The sequence below is a fragment of the Pseudomonas sp. NPDC087804 genome (assembly GCF_044742965.1).
GTDB lineage: Bacteria > Pseudomonadota > Gammaproteobacteria > Pseudomonadales > Pseudomonadaceae > Aquipseudomonas > Aquipseudomonas rustica.
In genome coordinates, this window is sequence record NZ_JBIUVN010000042.1 from 1 (window position 1) to 21,210 (window position 21,210).

Annotated in this window: 21 protein-coding genes, 1 tRNA gene and 1 pseudogene; 8 read left to right on the top strand and 15 right to left on the bottom strand. The window is 58.8% G+C overall.

Annotated elements, in window-relative coordinates:
* From ACIOMO_RS26840 to trmJ, 4 genes and pseudogenes are all read right to left on the bottom strand, one after another.
* Positions 1 to 1,205 (bottom strand): annotated as a pseudogene (locus tag ACIOMO_RS26840) (IscS subfamily cysteine desulfurase); the annotation flags it as partial.
* A 47-nt stretch (positions 1,206 to 1,252) separates the two neighbouring features.
* A complete protein-coding gene (gene iscR / locus ACIOMO_RS26845) occupies positions 1,253 to 1,744 on the bottom strand; it encodes a Fe-S cluster assembly transcriptional regulator IscR (RefSeq protein WP_003227911.1) in 492 nt (163 codons plus the stop codon).
* A 245-nt stretch (positions 1,745 to 1,989) separates the two neighbouring features.
* Positions 1,990 to 2,766, bottom strand: a complete 777-nt coding sequence (gene cysE, locus ACIOMO_RS26850; RefSeq protein ID WP_007964422.1) for a serine O-acetyltransferase — start codon at positions 2,764 to 2,766, stop codon at positions 1,990 to 1,992.
* Between the two features lie 3 nt (positions 2,767 to 2,769).
* The gene (trmJ, locus tag ACIOMO_RS26855; RefSeq protein ID WP_008084663.1) at positions 2,770 to 3,540 is read right to left on the bottom strand and encodes a tRNA (cytosine(32)/uridine(32)-2'-O)-methyltransferase TrmJ; all 771 of its coding nucleotides are present in this window, start codon (positions 3,538 to 3,540) and stop codon (positions 2,770 to 2,772) included.
* A gap of 145 nt (positions 3,541 to 3,685) precedes the next feature.
* On the opposite strand from trmJ, the gene suhB reads away from it, so the two are divergent.
* Positions 3,686 to 4,504 carry an inositol-phosphate phosphatase gene (gene suhB / locus ACIOMO_RS26860; RefSeq protein ID WP_008084666.1) on the top strand — a complete coding sequence of 273 codons (819 nt, stop codon included), beginning with the start codon at positions 3,686 to 3,688 and terminating at the stop codon, positions 4,502 to 4,504.
* A gap of 227 nt (positions 4,505 to 4,731) precedes the next feature.
* Here suhB and ACIOMO_RS26865 read toward each other — a convergent pair whose 3' ends face one another.
* The 6 genes from ACIOMO_RS26865 to queA all read right to left on the bottom strand — a co-directional run bounded on the left by ACIOMO_RS26865 (position 4,732) and on the right by queA (position 10,835).
* The gene (locus ACIOMO_RS26865; protein ID WP_053123539.1) at positions 4,732 to 5,280 is read right to left on the bottom strand and encodes a glycine zipper 2TM domain-containing protein; all 549 of its coding nucleotides are present in this window, start codon (positions 5,278 to 5,280) and stop codon (positions 4,732 to 4,734) included.
* A gap of 120 nt (positions 5,281 to 5,400) precedes the next feature.
* Entirely contained in the window at positions 5,401 to 6,315 is a 915-nt protein-coding gene (gene secF / locus ACIOMO_RS26870) for a protein translocase subunit SecF (protein ID WP_053123541.1), read from the bottom strand.
* A 9-nt stretch (positions 6,316 to 6,324) separates the two neighbouring features.
* The gene (gene secD, locus ACIOMO_RS26875; RefSeq protein ID WP_053123543.1) at positions 6,325 to 8,193 is read right to left on the bottom strand and encodes a protein translocase subunit SecD; all 1,869 of its coding nucleotides are present in this window, start codon (positions 8,191 to 8,193) and stop codon (positions 6,325 to 6,327) included.
* 65 nt (positions 8,194 to 8,258) lie between these two features.
* Complete coding sequence (gene yajC, locus ACIOMO_RS26880; RefSeq protein ID WP_003227923.1) at positions 8,259 to 8,597, bottom strand: preprotein translocase subunit YajC; 339 nt, start codon at positions 8,595 to 8,597, stop codon at positions 8,259 to 8,261.
* 43 nt (positions 8,598 to 8,640) lie between these two features.
* Complete coding sequence (tgt, locus tag ACIOMO_RS26885) at positions 8,641 to 9,756, bottom strand: tRNA guanosine(34) transglycosylase Tgt (protein ID WP_164979451.1); 1,116 nt, start codon at positions 9,754 to 9,756, stop codon at positions 8,641 to 8,643.
* 14 nt (positions 9,757 to 9,770) lie between these two features.
* Positions 9,771 to 10,835 carry a tRNA preQ1(34) S-adenosylmethionine ribosyltransferase-isomerase QueA gene (queA, locus tag ACIOMO_RS26890; protein ID WP_053123547.1) on the bottom strand — a complete coding sequence of 355 codons (1,065 nt, stop codon included), beginning with the start codon at positions 10,833 to 10,835 and terminating at the stop codon, positions 9,771 to 9,773.
* A 108-nt stretch (positions 10,836 to 10,943) separates the two neighbouring features.
* On the opposite strand from queA, the gene ACIOMO_RS26895 reads away from it, so the two are divergent.
* Positions 10,944 to 11,028: transfer RNA gene (locus tag ACIOMO_RS26895), tRNA-Leu, on the top strand.
* Between the two features lie 136 nt (positions 11,029 to 11,164).
* The gene (locus ACIOMO_RS26900) at positions 11,165 to 11,494 is read left to right on the top strand and encodes a hypothetical protein (RefSeq protein ID WP_159813980.1); all 330 of its coding nucleotides are present in this window, start codon (positions 11,165 to 11,167) and stop codon (positions 11,492 to 11,494) included.
* Here the strand turns inward: ACIOMO_RS26900 and ACIOMO_RS26905 are convergent.
* Positions 11,491 to 11,859, bottom strand: a complete 369-nt coding sequence (locus ACIOMO_RS26905; RefSeq protein ID WP_053123551.1) for a PH domain-containing protein — start codon at positions 11,857 to 11,859, stop codon at positions 11,491 to 11,493. The genes ACIOMO_RS26900 and ACIOMO_RS26905 overlap by 4 nt on opposite strands.
* A 199-nt stretch (positions 11,860 to 12,058) precedes the next feature.
* Between ACIOMO_RS26905 and ACIOMO_RS26910 the strand changes: the two genes are divergently transcribed.
* From ACIOMO_RS26910 to ACIOMO_RS26920, 3 genes are all read left to right on the top strand, one after another.
* Complete coding sequence (locus tag ACIOMO_RS26910) at positions 12,059 to 12,415, top strand: hypothetical protein (protein WP_401244502.1); 357 nt, start codon at positions 12,059 to 12,061, stop codon at positions 12,413 to 12,415.
* 135 nt (positions 12,416 to 12,550) lie between these two features.
* Complete coding sequence (locus ACIOMO_RS26915) at positions 12,551 to 13,282, top strand: hypothetical protein (protein ID WP_401244504.1); 732 nt, start codon at positions 12,551 to 12,553, stop codon at positions 13,280 to 13,282.
* 72 nt (positions 13,283 to 13,354) lie between these two features.
* Positions 13,355 to 15,274: an alkaline phosphatase D family protein gene (locus ACIOMO_RS26920; protein WP_401244506.1), complete on the top strand. Its 1,920-nt coding sequence runs from the start codon at positions 13,355 to 13,357 to the stop codon at positions 15,272 to 15,274.
* Between the two features lie 119 nt (positions 15,275 to 15,393).
* On the opposite strand, the gene ACIOMO_RS26925 is transcribed toward ACIOMO_RS26920, so the two are convergent.
* Positions 15,394 to 16,566 carry an aspartate aminotransferase family protein gene (locus tag ACIOMO_RS26925; protein ID WP_401244508.1) on the bottom strand — a complete coding sequence of 391 codons (1,173 nt, stop codon included), beginning with the start codon at positions 16,564 to 16,566 and terminating at the stop codon, positions 15,394 to 15,396.
* A gap of 102 nt (positions 16,567 to 16,668) precedes the next feature.
* On the opposite strand from ACIOMO_RS26925, the gene ACIOMO_RS26930 reads away from it, so the two are divergent.
* Positions 16,669 to 17,574, top strand: coding sequence for a LysR family transcriptional regulator (locus ACIOMO_RS26930; protein ID WP_401244510.1), 906 nt, complete (start codon positions 16,669 to 16,671; stop codon positions 17,572 to 17,574).
* Positions 17,575 to 17,630: 56 nt separating this feature from the next.
* Positions 17,631 to 18,035, top strand: a complete 405-nt coding sequence (locus ACIOMO_RS26935) for a GNAT family N-acetyltransferase (protein WP_401244512.1) — start codon at positions 17,631 to 17,633, stop codon at positions 18,033 to 18,035.
* Positions 18,036 to 18,045: 10 nt separating this feature from the next.
* On the opposite strand, the gene msrA is transcribed toward ACIOMO_RS26935, so the two are convergent.
* From msrA to msrB, 3 genes are read right to left on the bottom strand one after another with little or no spacing between them, the layout of a single operon-like run.
* Positions 18,046 to 18,750, bottom strand: a complete 705-nt coding sequence (gene msrA / locus ACIOMO_RS26940) for a peptide-methionine (S)-S-oxide reductase MsrA (RefSeq protein ID WP_401244514.1) — start codon at positions 18,748 to 18,750, stop codon at positions 18,046 to 18,048.
* Between the two features lie 15 nt (positions 18,751 to 18,765).
* Complete coding sequence (locus ACIOMO_RS26945; protein ID WP_401244516.1) at positions 18,766 to 20,574, bottom strand: cytochrome c biogenesis protein DipZ; 1,809 nt, start codon at positions 20,572 to 20,574, stop codon at positions 18,766 to 18,768.
* Between the two features lie 43 nt (positions 20,575 to 20,617).
* Positions 20,618 to 21,136, bottom strand: coding sequence for a peptide-methionine (R)-S-oxide reductase MsrB (msrB, locus tag ACIOMO_RS26950; RefSeq protein ID WP_401244518.1), 519 nt, complete (start codon positions 21,134 to 21,136; stop codon positions 20,618 to 20,620).
* Between the last annotated feature and the right edge of the window lie 74 nt (positions 21,137 to 21,210).

Genomic DNA, 21,210 nt, shown 5'->3' on the forward strand with positions numbered 1-21,210 from the left:
GCCCACTCGATTATCGAGATATCGACGCCGAATTTGTACATGTCCCACAGCGGCGACACTGCGCGCAGCTTGGTAACGGCCTCGCAGACTTTCTGCGCGGCGTAGTCGATTTCTTCTTCGGTGGTGAAGCGGCCGAAGGTGAAGCGGATCGAGCTGTGTGCCAGTTCGTCGTTGCGGCCCAGGGCGCGCAGTACGTACGAAGGCTCCAGCGACGCCGAGGTGCACGCCGAACCGGACGATACCGCCAGATCCTTGAGCGCCATGATCAGCGACTCGCCTTCAACGTAGTTGAAGCTCAGGTTCAGGTTGTGCGGAACGCGGGCGGTCAGGCTGCCGTTGACGTACAGCTCTTCCAGATGCTCGACCTGCTTGTAGAAGCGGTCGCTTAACGCTTTGATACGGACGTTTTAAGCAGCCATGTCTTCTTTGGCCACACGGAACGCTTCGCCCATGCCGACGATCTGGTGAGTCGCCAGGGTGCCGGAACGCATGCCACGCTCGTGACCGCCACCGTGCATGGTCGCTTCGATGCGCACACGCGGCTTGCGGCTGACGTACAGCGCACCGATGCCTTTAGGGCCGTAGGTTTTGTGGGCGGAGAACGACATCATGTCGACTTTCAGCTTCTGCAGGTCGATCTCGACCTTGCCAGTGGACTGAGCGGCGTCGACGTGGAACAGAATGCCCTTGGCGCGGAGCATTTCGCCGATCGCGGCGATGTCGTTAACGGTGCCGATTTCGTTGTTCACGTGCATCACGGAGACCAGAATGGTGTCTTCGCGCAGTGCCGCTTCAATCATCGCCGGGGTGATCAGACCGTCTTCAGTGGGCTCGAGGTAGGTCACTTCGAAACCTTCACGCTCGAGTTGGCGCATGGTGTCGAGGACAGCCTTGTGCTCAATCTTCGAGGTGATCAGGTGCTTGCCCTTGGAGCCATAGAAATGTGCCGCACCCTTGATTGCCAGGTTGTCGGACTCAGTGGCACCGGAGGTCCAGACGATTTCGCGCGGATCGGCGTTGACCAGATCGGCCACCTGACGACGGGCGTTTTCGACGGACTCTTCAGCTTTCCAGCCGAATACGTGGGAACGGGACGCCGGGTTACCGAAGTTTCCGTCAACCAGCAGGCATTCACTCATTTTTTGCGCAACGCGCGGATCGACCGGGGTGGTCGCAGAGTAATCAAGGTAAATCGGCAATTTCATGGACTATCTCCTAAATCAGGGCTGGCGTACCGCTAGCTCTTCGGCTGTCATTCGACGGCGGACGCTTCAATCTTGTCCAGGCGTGGCGCCTTGCTGTTGCAACGACGCTGGTCCTGACGCTGGGCTACTTCTTGCACCTCACGGCGAGTTACAAGATCAGCCAAGCTGATACCACTTAGAAATTCGTGAATCTGCAGGCTCAAATCGCACCACAGATGGTGAGTCAGGCACGTATCGCCGGAATGGCAATCGCCCTGGCCCTGGCATTTGGTGGCATCAACCGATTCGTTTACTGCATCGATCACCTGGGCGACCTGAATGCCCTGCATGTCGCGGGACAACTGGTAGCCACCACCCGGGCCGCGAACACTGGAAACCAGGTTGCTGCGGCGCAGCTTGGCGAACAGCTGTTCGAGGTAGGACAGGGAGATGCCTTGGCGCTCGGAGATATCGGCCAGGGACACGGGCCCGTGCTGCGCGTGCAACGCCAGGTCAAGCATGGCGGTCACGGCGTATCGGCCTTTTGTAGTCAGTCGCATGGACAGTTACCACGGAGTTCAGAATGGGGCGAGTATGCAATTCCCGAGTATTTAAGTCAACTTTAAGACCTAGTACTTTAGTCAGGATTACCCGCAAAAGAGCGCGCGAATGATAGCAGGGTCTGCGGCGTAATGGCACACCGGCCGGCGCAAGCCTCTGTAGGAGCTGCCGCAGGCTGCGATCTTTTGATCTTATGGAAAGCAAAGTCAAAAGATCGCAGCCTTCGGCAGCTCCTACAGGGGCGCTAGCCGGCTTTGGATTCGTCTTTGCCTTTGACGCAGGCGAAGTCTTCTTCGCGCAGCTCAGGCAGATCTTTCGCACAGTAATTGCTGCCCAGATCCTTCAGCGCGCCGCACATCCCTTCCAGCCGTCCGTCCACCGCTTGCAGGTGATCGAGCAACTGACCGATGGCGCGCGCCACCGGGTCGGGCATGTCTTCGCTGACGCCATAGGCATCAAAACCGATCTTCTCGGCCATGGCCTTGCGCTTGGCGTCCTGCTCTTCGTCGGATTTGACGATGATCCGCCCCGGAATTCCCACTACCGTGGCGCCCGGCGGCACTTCTTTAGTCACAACAGCATTGGAACCGACCTTGGCACCGGCGCCGACGGTGAACGGGCCAAGCACTTTGGCGCCCGCACCCACCACAACACCGTCGCCCAGCGTCGGGTGGCGCTTGCCTTTGTTCCAACTGGTGCCACCGAGGGTCACGCCCTGATAAATGGTCACGTCATCGCCAATCTCGGCGGTTTCACCGATAACGATGCCCATGCCGTGGTCGATAAAGAAGCGTCGACCGACTTTGGCGCCCGGATGAATTTCGATCCCGGTCAGCCAGCGACCGAAGTTCGACACCAGCCGCGCCAGCCATTTCAGCTCGTTACGCCACAGCATGCCGGCCAGTCGATGGATCCAGATCGCATGCATGCCGGGGTAGCAGGTCAGAACTTCAAAAGCGTTACGCGCCGCCGGGTCTCGATGGAACACGCTCTGGATATCTTCACGCAAACGCTCAAACATCATTTAGTCCTTCCGCTTTAGAAGCTCACCACGGGCCGCTTTTTGGGTTTCCGTGAGGATGCCACGCAAAATATTCATTTCCGCCCGGCTGACCGAGCTGCGTCCGTACAACCGGCGCAGGCGCGCCATCAGGTGCCGTGGCTTCTCCGGATCGAGGAATTCGATAGCGACCAGCGTCTGCTCCAGATGCTCATAAAAGCGCTCCAGCTCATCCATGGTCGCCAGCTCGGCGCTTTTCACCGAGGCCACTTCTTCTTTCTCGATCTTGCTCGGCTGACCTTGTGCAGCCAGCCAGGCCATGCGCACTTCATAGCTCAACACCTGCACCGCCGCCCCGAGGTTCAGCGAACTGAACTCAGGATCGGAGGGGATGTGCACGTGAAAGTGACATCGCTGCAGCTCGTCATTGGTCAGGCCGGAATCTTCACGACCGAACACCAAGGCGATTTCGGCGCCCTGCCCGGCTTCCTCGACCACTTTGGTGCCGCATTCGCGCGGATCCAGCAGCGGCCAAGGGATTCGGCGATCACGGGCGCTGGTGCCGAGCACCAGATTGCAGCCGACCAACGCGTCTTCCAGGGTGGCGACGACTTGCGCATTTTCAAGGATGTCACCGGCACCGGAGGCGCGAGCATCGGCCTCGTGGTGCGGAAACAGGCGCGGTTCGACCAGCACCAGTCGCGACAGACCCATGTTTTTCATGGCGCGCGCGGCCCCGCCGATATTGCCGGGGTGGCTGGTATTGACCAGGACAACACGAATGTTCTGCAGCAAGGGAGGCGCTCTCGGACACAGGAAAGGGGTGCAAATCTTACAGAACAGCCTACCGTTAAGCTATGAAAGCGAACAGCATCCTTCACCTGAAGAAAAGTTCTGATAGAATGCGCGGCTTTCTTTAACAACCTTAGGTGACACATCCATGCAGCCCATGCTGAATATCGCGCTGCGCGCCGCCCGCAGCGCCAGTGAACTGATCTTCCGCTCCATCGAGCGCCTGGATACCATCAAGGTCGACGAAAAAGACGCCAAGGATTATGTATCCGAGGTCGATCGCGCCGCTGAACAGAAAATCATCGACGCGCTGCGCAAGGCTTACCCGAACCACTCCATCCGCGGTGAAGAGACTGGCATGCATGCCGGTACCGGCATCGAAGGCGAAGAGTACCTGTGGATCATCGATCCGCTGGACGGCACCACCAACTTCCTGCGCGGCATTCCTCACTTCGCCGTCAGCATCGCCTGCAAATACCGCGGTCGCCTGGAACACGCTGTTGTTCTGGATCCGGTTCGTCAGGAAGAATTCACCGCCAGCCGTGGTCGCGGCGCTCAACTGAACGGTCGTCGTCTGCGCGTCAGCGGCCGTACCAGCCTCGACGGCGCACTGCTCGGCACGGGCTTCCCATTCCGTGACGATCAAATGGACAACCTGGAAAACTATCTGGGCATGTTCCGCGCTCTGGTTGGCCAGACTGCCGGCATCCGCCGCGCCGGTTCGGCGAGCCTGGACCTGGCTTACGTGGCTGCCGGTCGTTTCGATGCGTTCTGGGAATCGGGTCTGTCCGAGTGGGACATGGCTGCAGGCGCCCTGCTGATTCAAGAAGCCGGCGGCCTGGTGAGCGACTTCACCGGCGGTCACGACTTCCTTGAAAAAGGCCACATCGTTGCCGGCAACACCAAATGCTTCAAAGCAGTTCTGACGGCGATCCAGCCGCACCTGCCGGCTTCGCTGAAGCGCTAAGCGTTACGCGAAACGAAAAAAGCGCCCTTCGGGGCGCTTTTTTTATGCCTGGAATTTTACAAAACCTCCCTGTAGGAGCTGCCGAAGGCTGCGATCTTTTTGATCTTTGTTTTTTAAAAACCAACATCAAAAGATCGCAGCCTTCGGCAGCTCCTACACGGAAATCGGTTTTTTGTGGGCACAAAAAAAGCACCCCGCAGGGTGCTTCTTTCTAAACGATCGGCCTGTTACTGGCCCGGCTCGTTCTGCGACAGGATCAACTTACCTTCCTTGTCGACCGGAATCTGGTTGCCCGGATCACGATCCATGCGCACCTTACCTTCCTTACCGTCCAGCGAATAACGCACGTCATAACCAACGACCTTGTCGCTGATGTCATTCACTGTGTTGCAGCGGGTTTGCGTGGTGGTGTAGGTATCGCGATTCTGCATACCTTCCTGCACCTTGTTACCGGCATAACCGCCACCGACTGCGCCAGCGACCGTGGCAATTTTCTTGCCGGTGCCGCCGCCGATCTGGTTACCCAACAGACCACCTGCCAGCGCACCGACTACCGTTCCGGCAATCTGGTGCTGATCTTTTACAGGCGCCTGGCGAGTGACCGTTACATCCTTGCACACTTCACGTGGTGTCTTGATCTGTGTCTTGACCGGCTCAACGGCCAAAACCTGCGCATACTCAGGGCCGCTTTTAACCAGGCTGTAGGTGGCAACAGCACCCCCGGCAGTGACACCGACAGCACCCAATACCGCACCAACCAGCAACGACTTGTTCACATGAACCTCCTGACCATCACATGCGGGACGCGCCCGCGCTTCTCCCAGCCTTGGAGCATAAAAAAAGGCGCGAGTTCAACTCGCGCCTTTTTTGGCTGACAACCGGGAAAACGCTACGCGTTATGGACGGTCGTCGACTTCCTTCTCAGTGTTTGCAGGAGGAATCAGGTCTTCTGTGCTCAGGTTCAGCCAGATCAGCACCACGTTGGCGATGTAGATCGACGAGTAAGTACCCGCCAGAACACCGATGAACAGCGCGATGGAGAAACCGAACAGGTTATCGCCACCGAAGAACAGCAGTGCCGCAATCGCCAGCAACGTCGAGATCGAGGTCGCCATGGTGCGCAGCAGGGTTTGCGTGGTCGAGATATTGATGTTCTCGATCAGCGTCGCCTTGCGCAGCACTCGGAAGTTCTCACGCACCCGGTCGAATACAACGATGGTGTCGTTCAGCGAGTAACCGATGATCGCCAGTACCGCCGCCAGTACCGTCAGGTCGAAAGTGATCTGGAAGAACGACAGGATACCGATGGTCACGATTACGTCGTGGATCAGCGAAACGATGGCGCCAACCGCGAATTTCCACTGAAAGCGGAAAGCCAGGTAGATCAGGATGCCACCGAGCGCCAGCAGCATGCCGAGGCCGCCCTGGTCGCGCAGCTCTTCACCGACCTGCGGGCCAACGAACTCGACGCGCTTGACCGTCGCCGGGTTGTCACCGCCGAGCTTCTGCAGCGCTTGCGCGACCTGATGACCCAGCTGCGGGTCTTCACCCGGCATGCGCACCAGCAAATCGGTGGTTGCACCGAAGCTCTGTACGATGGCTTCGTGATAACCGGAAGTTACCAGCTCTTCACGCACCTTGGTGACGTCGGCCGGACGCTCGTAGGTCAGCTCAATGAGCGTACCGCCGGTGAAGTCCAGGCCCCAGTTCATGCCCTTGGTAGCGACACTGAACAAAGCCAGCAAGGTGAGGAATACTGTGACGCCGAACGCGAAGTTGCGAACGCCCATGAAGTTGATTGTACGTAACATGGCAGCCCCTTAAATCCACAACTTCTTGAAGTCACGTCCGCCAAAGATCAGGTTGACCATTGCGCGGGTCACCATGATGGCCGTGAACATCGAGGTAAAGATCCCGAGGGACATGGTCACTGCGAAACCTTTGACCGGGCCGGTGCCCATGGCAAAGAGAATCCCGCCGACCAACAGAGTTGTCAGGTTGGCGTCGAGAATCGCGGTGAATGCCCGGCCGAAGCCTTCGTTGATTGCACGCTGCACAGTCATGCCGGCGGCGATCTCTTCACGGATCCGCGAGAAGATCAGCACGTTGGCGTCGACCGCCATACCCATGGTCAGCACGATACCGGCGATACCTGGCAGGGTCAGTGTTGCCCCCAGCAGCGACATCAAGGCCAGCAGCAACACCATGTTCACTGCCAGTGCGACAGTAGCGATGATGCCGAAAAAGCGGTAGATGGCGATGATGAACAGCGACACGAACAGCATGCCCCACAGCGACGCATCGATACCTTTGGTGATGTTATCAGCACCCAGGCTCGGGCCGATTGTGCGCTCTTCAGCGAAGTACATCGGTGCAGCCAGACCACCGGCACGCAGCAGCAGCGCCAGCTCGGACGACTCGCCCTGACCGTTCAGGCCAGTGATGCGGAACTGAGCACCCAGCGGCGACTGAATGGTCGCCAGGCTGATGATCTTCTTCTCTTCTTTAAACGTTTGCACCGCGACGTCTTTTTCGACGCCGTCGACCATCTGCTTGACGTAGGTGGTCACCGGACGCTGCTCGATGAAGATCACCGCCATGCTGCGACCGACGTTCGAACGAGTTGCGCGGCTCATCAGCTCGCCACCGTGACCATCCAGACGGATGTTCACTTCAGGCGTACCGTGCTCGCCGAAACCGGCCTTGGCGTCAGTGACCTGGTCACCGGTGATGATCAGACCACGTTCGATCTGCGCAGCGGGACGATTGCCTTCACGGAACTCGAAAGTCTCGGAAGTGGCTTTCGAAGCACCCGGCTCTGCAGCCAGACGGAACTCAAGGTTGGCCGTCTTGCCGAGAATACGCTTGGCTTCGGCAGTGTCCTGCACGCCTGGCAGCTCAACCACGATGCGGTTGGCGCCCTGACGCTGGACGATCGGTTCGGCAACACCCAGCTCGTTGACGCGGTTACGTACCGTGGTCAAGTTCTGCTTGATGGAGTATTCACGGATTTCCGCCAGCTTCGCCGGGGTCATCGCCAGACGCAGTACCGGTTGACCGTTAAGATCGGCCGGAACAATGTCGAAATCGTTGAAGTTCTTGCGGATCAGCGCACGGGCCTGTTCGCGGGAGTCTTCATCACTGAAGCCCAACTGAATGGCGCCATTGAGTTGCGGCAGGCTGCGATAACGCAGTTTCTCTTTGCGCAGCAGGCTCTTGACGTCGCCTTCGTAGACTTTCAGGCGTGCATCGAGGGCTTTGTCCATGTCCACTTCCAGCAGGAAGTGCACACCACCGGACAAGTCCAGACCCAGCTTCATCGGGTGCGCGCCCAGATTGCGCAGCCATTGCGGGGTGGTCTGTGCCAGGTTCAGCGCAACGACGTAGTCATCACCCAATGCCTTGCGCACAACGTCTTTGGCCGGCAGCTGATCTTCAGCCTTGGTCAGACGGATCAGACCGCCCTTGCCGTTTGCCGCCAGTGTGGCTGCCTTGACGTTGATCCCGGATTCCTTGAGCGCAGTGCTCACGCGATCCAGATCAGCCTGATTGACTTGCAGCGCAGTGCTTGCACCGCTGACCTGAATGGCCGGGTCATCAGGATAAAGATTGGGAGCGGAATAAATCAGACCGACCGCCAGCACCGCCAGGATCAGAATGTATTTCCACAGAGGGTATTTGTTCAGCATCACGCCGCCCGTTATGAACGCGGGGCGCCTTGCGCGCCCCGTCGATTGAGTAGAAGTTGTTACCTTTAGATCGCTTTCAGCGTGCCTTTTGGCAGCGTGGCGGCGATGGCGCCTTTCTGGAATTTCATTTCGACGGTGTCGGAAACTTCCAGAACCACGAAGTCATCGGCAACTTTGGTGATCTTGCCGGCGATGCCGCCAGTGGTCACAACTTCGTCGCCCTTCGCAAGGCTGCTCAGCAGGTTCTTCTGCTCTTTGGCGCGCTTGGCCTGTGGACGCCAGATCATCAGGTAGAAGATGACCAGGAAACCGACCAGGAAAATCCACTCGAAACCGCCGCCCATTGGGCCGGCAGCAGCCGGTGCAGCCGCGTCAGCCATGGCGTTAGAGATAAAAAAGCTCATTTAGCACTCCAGTTGCAAATGTTGAATCTTGGGGTCAGAAAACTCAGTCCAAAGGCGGAACGGGGAGCCCGCGTTTGGCGTAGAAGGCATCGACAAAGGCGGCCAATGTACCCTGTTGAATAGCCTCGCGCAAACCAGCCATGAGCACCTGATAATGGCGCAAGTTATGGATGGTATTGAGCATGCTTCCCAGCATTTCGCCGCACTTGTCCAAGTGATGCAGATAAGCGCGGGAGAAGTTCTGGCAGGTATAGCAATCGCAGGTCGGATCCAGCGGCGATTCATCATGGCGATGGAACGCGTTACGGATCTTCAGCACGCCGGTATCAATGAACAGATGCCCATTGCGGGCATTACGGGTTGGCATCACGCAATCGAACATGTCCACACCGCGGCGCACACCCTCAACCAGATCTTCCGGTTTGCCAACGCCCATAAGGTAACGAGGTTTGTCAGCCGGCATCATGCCCGGCAGATAATCCAATACTTTGATCATCTCGTGCTTCGGCTCGCCGACCGACAGACCGCCAATGGCCAAGCCATCAAAGCCGATCTTGTCGAGGCCTTCGAGCGAGCGCTTACGCAGATCCTGGTGCATACCGCCCTGCACGATACCGAACAACGCTGCGGTGTTTTCACCGTGGGCATTTTTCGAGCGCTGAGCCCAACGCAACGAAAGCTCCATCGATACGCGCGCGACATCTTCGTCAGCCGGGTACGGGGTGCATTCGTCAAAAATCATCACAACGTCCGAGCCCAGATCGCGCTGAACCTGCATCGATTCTTCCGGGCCCATGAACACTTTGGCGCCGTCGACCGGAGAGGCGAAGGTCACGCCCTCCTCCTTGATCTTGCGCATCGCGCCGAGGCTGAACACCTGAAAACCGCCGGAGTCGGTGAGGATCGGGCCTTTCCATTGCATGAAATCGTGCAGGTCGCCGTGCTCCTTGATCACTTGGGTGCCAGGACGCAGCCACAGGTGGAAGGTGTTGCCCAGAATCATCTCTGCGCCCGTGGCGACGATGTCACGCGGCAACATACCCTTGACCGTGCCGTACGTGCCCACTGGCATGAACGCCGGGGTCTCGACGGTGCCACGCGGGAAGGTCAGGCGACCACGACGGGCCTTGCCATCGGTGGCAAGGAGCTCAAAGGACATGCGACATTCGCGACTCATTCTGTTTCCTCTGGGCCGGTTTCTTTAGGGGCAGTAGGTGCGGGGTTACGCGTGATGAACATCGCATCACCGTAGCTGAAAAAGCGGTAACCGTTGTCGACGGCAGCCTTGTAGGCGGCCATGGTTTCGGGATAACCGGCAAATGCCGAAACCAGCATCAACAGCGTGGATTCCGGTAAATGGAAATTGGTCACCAGGGCATCGACCACATGGAACGGCCGGCCCGGGAAGATAAAGATATCGGTGTCGCCGCTGAACGGCTTGAGCACACCATCGCGCGCAGCACTTTCCAGCGAACGCACGCTGGTGGTACCGACCGCAATCACTCGACCACCGCGCGCACGGCATGCCGCGACCGCATCAACCACGTCCTGGCCGACTTCCAGCCACTCGGTGTGCATGTGGTGATCTTCAAGCTTCTCGACGCGAACAGGCTGGAAGGTACCGGCGCCCACGTGCAGCGTGACGAACGTGGTCTCAACGCCTTTCGCAGCAATCGCCTCCATCAGCGACTGATCGAAATGCAGCCCCGCCGTCGGCGCTGCTACCGCGCCTAAGCGCTCGGCGTACACGGTCTGATAACGCTCGCGATCCGAACCTTCGTCCGGACGATCTATATAAGGAGGCAGCGGCATGTGCCCGACGCGGTCGAGCAGCGGCAACACTTCTTCAGCGAAGGCCAGCTCGAACAACGCGTCGTGACGCGCGATCATTTCAGCCTCGCCACCGCCGTCGATGAGGATCTTCGAACCCGGCTTCGGCGACTTGCTGGAGCGCACATGGGCCAGCACGCGGTGCGTATCGAGCACGCGTTCGACGAGGATTTCCAGCTTGCCGCCGGACGCTTTCTGCCCGAACAGCCGCGCCGGAATCACCCGGGTATTGTTGAACACCATCAAATCGCCCGGGCGCAAATGCTCAAGCAAATCAGTGAATTGACGGTGTGCGAGGGCGCCGCTCGGCCCATCAAGGGTCAGCAGGCGACTACCGCGACGCTCGGCCAAAGGGTGGCGAGCGATCAGCGAATCAGGGAGCTCGAAAGTAAAGTCAGCAACACGCATGATGGGGTTCGTCTAGCAGGGCCGGAAAGTTTAGCGGAAATATCGAAAATAGACCATGAAACGTGATTGACCAACGGTAATCTCATCTCTATACTTCGCCGCCATTGAGCCCTGATGGCGGAATTGGTAGACGCGGCGGATTCAAAATCCGTTTTCGAAAGGAGTGGGAGTTCGAGTCTCCCTCGGGGCACCAAAATTAAGAAAGGTCTTGCTTAGCAAGGCCTTTTTTTTCGCCTGCAATAAAGCCCCTGCCCCTGCCGGAGCTGCCGCAGGCTGCGATCTTTTGACCTTCAGCTTCTCGACCGACGAAAACCCCAAGGATCAACACCATGGAAACGTCACTGGAAACAGTCGCCCTGTTCTCCCTGAAACTCGCATATGAGGAAGAGGGCCTGAGCCCGATCCTGCGCGATGACATGGTCATGGGTGACTACCAGCGAGATATTTTCGAGTTGTTGGTGAAACGTGGCGATGTCGAGACTATTCAATTGAAGATGAATGAGTGCCTCGGCCTGGCGCTGGATGCATTGGGCGGTGTCGAGAAACCGTTGGGGCGCGAGTTGCACAAGTTGTCAGCCGATCTCAGGCAGGCGCAGTCGCTGGAGCAGCTTGATCCGCCGCTCCTCGCGCTGAAGGGTTATCTCAAAGACATTCTTTAGAACAGGTACTTGGAGATGTACTTCGAAATCTCGACCATCGAGGTCTTCCCGGTGAATTCGAATTTCACTTTCCCCAGCGACGAAAAGTAAATCTCCAGCTCCGAGTCCAGATCGAACGTTCCCGACGTTTCCACGGAATACGCGACGATGTTTTTATACGGCAGCGACGTGAAGTCTTTCTTGCTGCCAGTGATGCCTTGAACGTTGACGGCGATGATGCGTTTGTTGGTAAACACCACGCCATCGCGCATCGACTTGTAGGAGTCGATGACCTCTTCCCCATCAAGCAATAGTTCGGTCACGCGTTGCGCGTACTCATCGTTTTGCTTGAGCTTGAAGAAGCCTTTGTTGTTGAAGTCGATCATCTGTCCATCCTTCTGTTCGAGAAAACATCCTGGTCGTGCTTCGTATCAGTGACGCGCTTCTAGTGCAAAAAATATCTTCCGGAAAGCCTTTACCAGGATGACCAGCGTGGCGCGACGCTACTATTTTGCTATCTTGCCGTCCACTGTCGGTTGGGGCATAGAGCGCTTCGACCCGCGCTGATTTCAGGAGAGAAATTCGATGGATGTGTTGGTGTTCTTTGTGGTTTGGCCAGCGATGTGGGTGTGGGTGGTCAAAGTCCGTGGGACTTGGAATCTGTTGCTTGCCAATGTGTTGGGCGCTATCAGTGGGATGATCGTTGGCCTGACCAGTGCGCAGTTGTGTGCAGGACTGTTCGGTTCAGCGCGGCCACCGGTGCCCGGCGTCATCGGCACCCTGATGGAAATGATGGCGACTGCCGGTGCGCTCATCGGCGTATGGATGTGGGTCGCCCGCCGCTCGCAAGTTGAACCCCCAATCGCTCGTCAGCTTTTGGCTGCCCTCTGCGGCACTGCGGCACTGCGGCGGGCATCACTACACTGGCGTTTTTCGCCCTGACGTAGCGTTCGTTTGAGAGGTCGGTGAATGTGTTCGTGGCGGCAGACACCGATTTTGATATCTTGCCGTCCATCAACAGCGCGCTGTCTCAATACGCGCTGATCCAAGCTTTTTGCAGGTTAAGGAAAGGATCGAATGGAGTTTCTGCGTTTTCTGGCGTTCATCGCCGCCTGGGGTTTCATGTGGCGCTGGGTGGTAAAGAACCGGGGCAGCTGGAATCTGTTCTACGGCAATATCGTCGGCGCAGCGGGCGGTTTCATTGTCGGGTTGGTGGTGCTGTCGATCACGTTGTCGCTGCTGCCATCCAGGCACAGCGCTGAACAGGCGCCGGTCGAAAACACCGTCGCGCAGAACGTCGAACCGACCTCTTTGCTGCCTGAATCCGAATCAGCGGCGGCACCGGCTCCGCTCGAAAACGCGCCGAACTTCGCCGCCATTGAACCGGACAACACGCCATCGCCGCCGGATTCTGCGCTGCTGCCGAACTACGCCAGCCGCGCGCCGACGTCGATCTCGGAAAAAACCGTACTGGATCAAAGTGACGAACAAGGACGCAAAGCCCTGACCGCGCTGAGCAAAAAACTCGGGCATGACGCTGACAGCGACAAGTCGATGCTCGCCTATGTCATGTGCAGCCCGCTAGTGACCAGCACCTTGCGCTTCCCGGCCTCGGCGCGTTTTGCCGACAGCAAGGCGATCACCACCCAGCGCTTCAAGAATCAGGTGTACACCTTCAGCAACAGCGTCACCGCGCGCAACATGAACGGCGACGATGTCACCTACCGTTTCGACTGCTCGGTGCAAGAACAGGCGTCGTCCGGTGAATGGCAGCTGTTGGCGCTGAAGCTACAGAAAACCGACTCTTAAGCCTCACTTAAGGGTTCAAGGCGCCGGCTGCGCTATCATCGCCGGCCTGTGCGCCTTGAGCTTTGTCCCCGGATGTCCGCAACCCTTGATGACCTGACCCCGCTGCCACCTGTTTTGGCCGGCCCGCTGCTGCGACGGCTGGAACCGACTCGGCTGGTGTTGTGGCTGGTCGGCACGCGCCAACTGTCTCTGACCTTGCGCCTGCAAGGTGTAGGAGAGATTCCTCTCGATGCGGCGAAATGCACCGTCATTCCCGTAGGCCGTCACGCGTTTGTTCATCTCATCGATGTCACCCTGGAAAACGCCCTGCCCTGCGACACCCGCATCGACTACGACCTGCTGATTGACGACACCCATGGCATTGCCGATTGGGCGCCGCATCTGTTGTATGGCAACGCAACAACTCCGAACCTTGTTGTGCGTTCGCGGATCGATCAGTTGCTGCATGGCTCCTGCCGCAAACCGCATCACCCGGCGGCGGATGGTTTGCTCTGCGTCGACGAGCTTCTGGCCAGCGAAACCGACCCGCAACAACGCCCGGCGCTGTTGATGATGAGCGGCGATCAGGTCTACGCCGACGACGTCGCCGGGCCAATGCTGCGCGCGATTCATGCGCTGATTGCACGTCTCGGCCTGTTCGACGAGCACCTCGAAGGCGCCGTGGTCAGCGACAGCGCCAAGCTTTACGAGCACCCGGCGAGTTACTACCACCGCGCGGATTTGTTACCGGCGCTGGAGAGCAATGAGACTTTGCGTGAGCGATTTTTCGGCGGCGCACGTAAGCCGATTTTCACCAGCAGCAGCGCTGACAATCACCTGGTGACGTTCGCCGAAGTCATGGCGATGTACTTGCTGGTGTGGTCGCCAACCGCGTGGACACTGGTTAATCCGCAAGCTCCAGCACTCACGCCCGAACGCCTCAACCGATACACGCTCGAACAAACGCGGATTGATACCTTCACAGCAGGTCTGGGCAACGTCGCCCGGGCGCTCGCGCATCTGCCGAGCCTGATGATTTTCGACGATCACGACATCACCGATGACTGGAATCTGTCCGCGCAATGGGAGGAAACGGCCTACGGTCATCCGTTCTCCAAACGCATCATCGGCAACGCTTTGATCGCTTATATGTTGTGCCAGGGCTGGGGCAATAGCCCGGACGCCTTCAAGGATCTGCTGAAGCAAACTCAAGGTTTGAGCGCCAGCGGCGACGATCAATACCTCGACAGCCCGGTGCAGGACGCACTGATCGATGACCTGCTGCGCTTTCAACACTGGCATTTCGTGCTGCCGAGCAGTCCCGCGCTGGTGGTCATCGACACCCGCACCCGACGCTGGCGCAGCGAGATGGCGCTCAAGCAACCGTCGGGACTGCTCGATTGGGAGGCGCTGAGCGAACTGCAACAGGAGCTGCTTGATCATCCGTCAGCGATCATCGTTTCTCCGGCGCCGATCTTCGGCGTGAAGCTGATTGAAACGGTGCAAAAGGTCTTCAGTTGGTGCGGTTTTCCGCTGCTGGTCGACGCTGAAAACTGGATGGCCCATCGCGGCGCCGCACAGGTGATCCTGAACATTTTCCGACACTCACGTACACCCGGTAACTACGTGGTGCTGTCCGGCGATGTGCATTATTCCTTCGTCTACGAAGTCCTTATCCGACACCGCAAGGCCGGCCCACGGATCTGGCAGATCACCAGCAGCGGGATCAAAAACGAGTTTCCGCCGACCTTGCTGGAATGGTTCGACCGCCTCAATCGCTGGCTCTACTCGCCGCGCTCGCCACTGAACTGGTTCACCAAACGCCGGCTGATGCGCATTGTTCCGTACACGCCTGAACATGCAGAGGCTGGAGAACGCTTGTGGAATTCGGCGGGGATCGGCCAGGTGTTTTTCAACGAACAGGGGCAGCCGCGAGAGATTTTTCAGCACAACTCGAACGGAAAGGTGAAGACGCGGATGCTGGCGCCGGATTTGACGGATTATCCGGACTGAGGCCCTACTGATTTCAAATGTGGGCTTGCTCGCGAATGCGGTCGAGCATTAAACATGTGCGTCGACTGTCACGACGCTTTCGCGAGCAAGCCCGCTCCCACAGGGTTATCTGATATCCATTAGTGCGCGGATACGATCCGTCCAATCACTCGAGAAATCATCTCCACCTCCCGCTCATCAATCGTCAGCGGTGGCAGCAGTCGTATCGTCTTGCCACGCGTGACGTTGATTAGCAATCCATGATCCCGCGCCGCAATCAGCGTCAGATCACGAACCGGTTGCTTCAACTCGACACCAATCATCAAACCCAATCCACGAATCGCCAGCACATTGGGATTGTCCGCCAGTTCTGCACGCAGCCGCGTCAGCAGACGCTCACCCTGCAACCGCGCGTTCTCCAGCAAGCCCTGCTCTTCGATGATATCCAGCACCGTGCAACCCACCCGGCAGGCCAGCGGATTACCGCCGAACGTGCTGCCATGGCTGCCCGGCGTGAACAGATCCGCCGCCCTGCCCCGTGCCAGACACGCGCCGATCGGCACGCCATTGCCCAGTCCTTTCGCCAGTGTCATCACGTCCGGAACGATGCCTTCGTGCTGGAACGCAAACCAGCGCCCGGTGCGACCGATGCCGGTCTGAATTTCATCGAGCATCAGCAGCCACGCCTGACGATTGCACATTTCACGCAGCGCTTTCAGGTAACCGGGCGGTGCCAGTTGTACGCCGCTCTCGCCCTGAATCGGTTCGACCAGAATCGCAACGATGCGCTCGCCGTGCTTCTGCCGCACGTGCTCCAACGCGTCGAGATCGCCGAACGGCACTTTGACGAAATCCCCCGGCAGGTCATTGAAACCCAAGCGCACCGCCGGGCCATCACTGGCTGACAACGTGCCGAGCGTGCGGCCATGAAAGGCATTGGCCATCACCACCACCAACGGCTGTTCGATGCCTTTGCGCCAGCCATAAAGGCGCGCCAGTTTCAGCGCGGTTTCATTGGCTTCGGCGCCGGAGTTGTTGAAGAACGCGCGCTGCATTCCCGACAACTCAGTTAGCCGCTTTGCCAGTTGTTGCTGCCAGTCGATGCTGTAGAGATTGGAGGTGTGCAGCAGCAATCCCGCCTGCTCGCTGATCGCGGCAACGATCCGTGGATGCGAGTGACCGACATTGGTCACGGCCACCCCGGAGACCGCGTCCAGATACTCGCGCCCCGCCTGATCCCACAGTCGGGTGCCCAGGCCCTTGAAAAAACTCAGGGCTAGCGGTTGGTAAGTGTTCATCAGGGCGGCGGTCATGACTTCAAACTCCAGTGCAGGTCGGTGTGCTGGGAGTATGGTTAGCCACTTGAACTGGATAAACTCGGCAAAACTTCGATCATTTATAAGCAGGACTTGATAATGGATCTGTTCCAGTCGATGAGCGTCTACGTCAAAGTCGTCGAAGCCGGGAGCATGACGGCGGCCGCGCTGCAGTGCGACATGTCGACGACGATGGTCGGCAATCACCTGCGCGCGCTGGAGCAACGGCTGGGCGTGCAACTGCTGCAACGCACCACTCGCCGTCAGCGGCTGACCGAGTTTGGCAGCGTTTATTATCAGCGCTGCCTGGAAGTACTGGGACTGGTCGCCGATTCTGAAGCCCTGGCCGAACAAGCCATCGATCAACCGCGTGGCATGTTGCGCATCACCGCGCCGCTGACTTTTGGTGTCGAACGCCTGGCGCCGGCGCTCAGCGAATATTCGCTGCTGTACCCACAAGTAAAACTCGATGTGGTGCTGACCAATGGCCGCCCGGACTTGCTGGAAAGCGGTCTCGACGTGGCATTTCGACTGGGCAATTTCGAAGAGTCGAACCTGATCGCCCGGCCCTTGATCGATTACACCCTGACCGTGTGCGCATCCCCGCAATACGTGGCGCGACGCGGCATGCCGAAAACGCCTGAAGAGCTGCAGCAGCACGACTGCCTGTCGTTCGCCTATCCGGCCGGTGATGACTGGCAATCGGTGGAAAAACGCTGGCGCCTCAGCGGCCCGGACGGGGAAATCATGGTCGACGTCAGCGGGCCGATGCTGATCAACAGCTCCGCCGGTTTGCATCAGGCCGCGCGCAACGGCATGGGCATCGTCATGCTGCCGGATGCGCTGGTCGAGCAGGATCTGCGTGAAGGCAAACTGGTCAAGGTCATCCCTGATTACCACGCACCGAGCAGGCCGATGCACTTGCTGTATGCACAGGATCGCTATCGACTGCCGAAGCTGCGGCGGTTCGTTGAATTTGCCATGCGCATGTGGGGGAAATCCTGACTCCGCGCGTGCTTCAGCTACGCTCGAAACAACGACGAACAAGGACGTAATCTGAAATGGAAAACACACTGAACGTGCGCGATTTGCATCCCGGCGAAATCGAATCAGTGCGGCTGTTTCTGCAACAGCATGGCTGGGGACATCGCGTCGGCTCACCTGAGCATTTTGCGCAACTGATCCGCCAGTCGCAGCGAACGGCAGTCGCACTGAAAGATGCGCAGATCATCGGTTTCGCCCGGGGCATCAGCGACGGTTTATCCAACGGTTACCTGTCGATGGTGGTCGTTGATGACCACCATCGGCGAGAAGGTGTGGGTCGAGCGCTGGTCGAACATCTGATGGGCGACAACCCCGACATCACCTGGGTGCTGCGTGCCGGGCGTGACGGGGCTGAAGCGTTCTTTGCCAGTCTGGGATTTGAAACGTCAGTGATTGCGATGGAGCGACCAAGGCTAAAGTAACGGGCCTCGATCACGACCCGCCCTTCACCAACACCGGTTTTTCCTGATAACGCTCCGCAAACATTTGCTTCAAATTCGCCACTTTCGGCATGTCGTTGATCGCGATGTACGGATAGCTCGGATGTTCGGTCAGGAAGTCCTGGTGATAGTCCTCTGCCGGGTAAAAGCCGTTGTAGCTTTCCAGTTTGGTGACGATCGGTTTGCTAAAGGCATGGGCCGCATCGAGTTGCGTGATGTAGGCCTGTGCGACCTTCTGCTGATCGGCATTGATCGGGAACAGCGCCGAGCGGTATTGCGTGCCGCTGTCCGGGCCCTGACGGTTGAGTTCGGTCGGGTTGTGCGCCACCGAGAAGTAGATCTGCAACAGGTCGCCATAGCTGACTTGCGTCGGATCGAAGGTGACTTGCACCGATTCCGCATGACCGGTACCGCCGCCGCTGACTCGCTCATATTCAGCGGTGTTGGCCGCGCCACCGGCGTATCCCGAAACGGCTTTCTGCACGCCTTTGACGTGTTGAAAAACACCCTGAACGCCCCAGAAACACCCGCCCGCGAACACGGCGGTTTCGCTGTGGGCCTGGGTGACTTCATCAAGTGTGGGTGGCGGGATGGCCACAGCGTCTTCGCCGCCGAAGGAGAATGCTGAGACCTGGCCGATCACGCCGACGACCGCAACGGCCAGCAACATACGACGCCATGTGAATTGGGTTTTCATGTCTGTCACTCCTGATCAACCGAAGGTAAAGGCGTAGGCGGAAACACCAGGGTCGAGAAATTCGATGCTGAAGGTTCGATCCTTCACGCCGCCGGACTGCCGCACTAATTGATACAAGCGCTGTTCGGTGACTTGGCCAGAGCCATCGGGGGAGACATCGACGCCATGCGCATCGCCCGGGGCCTGACCATCAATCGACACTTTGAAGCGCACCGGTTTGCCATCCGCGCCCGGCCCGAGCACCAGATGCAGGTCGCGGGCATGGAAGCGGTAAACGATGCGGCTGGCTGTGGCACCGGCGGTGGCGCGTTCGGCGCCGACGTTCCATTGGCCGCCGAGGCTCCAGTCATTCAGGGCCAGATTGGCCGGTGGGACATAGACGGAAACTTTGTTGGGCACCAGGCTAGTTTCGGGCACGAAATGTTCTGCGCGCTGGTAGCCCAAGTAGGTTTCCGGCGATTGCACTTCGTTCATGTCCGGGGCCAGTTGCACGCCCTTGGCGTCAGCATTGATCAAGCCATCGGCGACGGATTTCGAACCGGCTTCACGCAACAGTTGTTGAATGACGCGTTCCGATTCGGCGTAGTCCCCTTCACCAAAGTGGTGGTAACGAATGCGTCCCTGGGCGTCGGCAAAGTAATGTGCCGGCCAGTATTCATTGTTGAAAGCGCGCCAGATCTTGTAGTCGTTATCGATGGCCACCGGGTAATTGATGCCTAATTCCTTCATGGCTTTGGTGACGTTTCCTACATCGCGTTCGAAGGCAAATTCCGGCGCGTGTACGCCGATTACCACCAGGCCCTGATCGCGATATTTTTCGGCCCAGGCTTTGACGTAAGGCAGGGTGCGCAAACAGTTGATGCAGGAGTACGTCCAGAAATCCACCAGCACAACTTTGCCCTTCAACGCTTGCGCATCCAGCGGCGGCGAGTTGAGCCATTGCACGGCGCCATCGAGCGGCGGCAACTGGCCTTCGACCGGCAATGTGCCCGGTGCTTTCGCAGCCATTTTCATCGCGCCGCCGGCGGCCATCATGCTGCCGTTCGCCAACTCATCTGCCGGCGGAATCTGCGCCATCATCGTGCCGTTCGCATCAGGTTTTTTTGCTGAAAGCTTGCCAACCAATGCTTGCTCGAGCCCTCCGGTAGACGCGGTCGATATCCGCGCGAGAATGCCGGTATCAAGACCCAAAGCGATCGCTGCCACCCCGGCCAACATCAACGCGCCGAGGCCACGACGAATCCACTCGCCGGTACCGATCGAACGCTTCATGAAGGCGAAAACCTTACCACCCAGCAACAGCGCTGCGGCCAATGAGGTCGCGGCACCCGCCGCGTAAGCGAGCAACAACAGCGTGGTGGCGATGCTTGCCCCTTGCAGCGCGGCACCGGTCAGAATCAAGCCGAGGATTGGCCCCGCGCAAGGCGCCCAGAGCAGCCCCGTGGCGACCCCGATCAGAAACGAAGCGCCGGGACGCGGGCGATTGTCCTGCCCGGCGGCTTGCGACAGACGACTGCCGGCCGATACCAGTGGCCGGGTCAGGCGCTCGGCCACACGCGGCAGCAGTAAGGTCAGCCCGAACAGCGCAACGAACAGCAACGCGAGCCAGCGCCCGTATTGATTGACTTGCACCACCCAACCGCCGCCCACCGCCGCCAACGAGGCGACGAGCGCGAAGGTCAGCGCCATCCCCGCCAGCAGCGGCAAGCCACTCTTGATAAACGGCTGCCCGGTGCGAGCGAAGACAAAAGGCAGAACCGGCAGGATGCAAGGGCTGACGATCGTCAGCACACCACCGAGATAAGCGAGAACCAAGAGCCACATAGATTTGTCCTGTGTGAGGTGAAGATCGCCCGCGCTTCATGGCTTACGCCGCCACGGTTTTGAAGGTCATGGCCAGGCCATTCATGCAATAACGCAGACCGGTGGGTTTCGGGCCGTCGTCGAAAACATGCCCCAGGTGACCGCCGCAACGCCGGCAGTGAACCTCTTCGCGCGACATGCCGAACGATCGATCCTGGCGCACCGCCACCGCACGCTCCAATGGCGCCCAGAAGCTCGGCCAACCGGTGCGGCTGTCGAATTTGGTCGCGGAGGAAAACAGCGCCAGATCACAACCGGCGCAGGCAAAAGTGCCGACCCGATGCTCGTTGTTCAGCGGGCTGGTGTAGGCGCGTTCGGTGCCCTCTTCGCGCAGGATCTGGTATTGCTCGTCGGTGAGGATCGAGTGCCATTCACTGTCGCTGTGCGTCACTTCAAACATTTCATCTGCCTGCGCTGCGCTGACCACTGCAGCGCTGGTCGACAATTTTGGCAATACACCCGCGACCAGGGCTGCAACCCCTAGCCCGCCGCCCGCTAACAGAATCTGTCGCCGTGAAAACATGGCCGCCTCCGAAAATTCCAAGTGCTCTTCATGGAACACAGCCTAGGCTTGGATTGATCGCCAAATCCTCACAG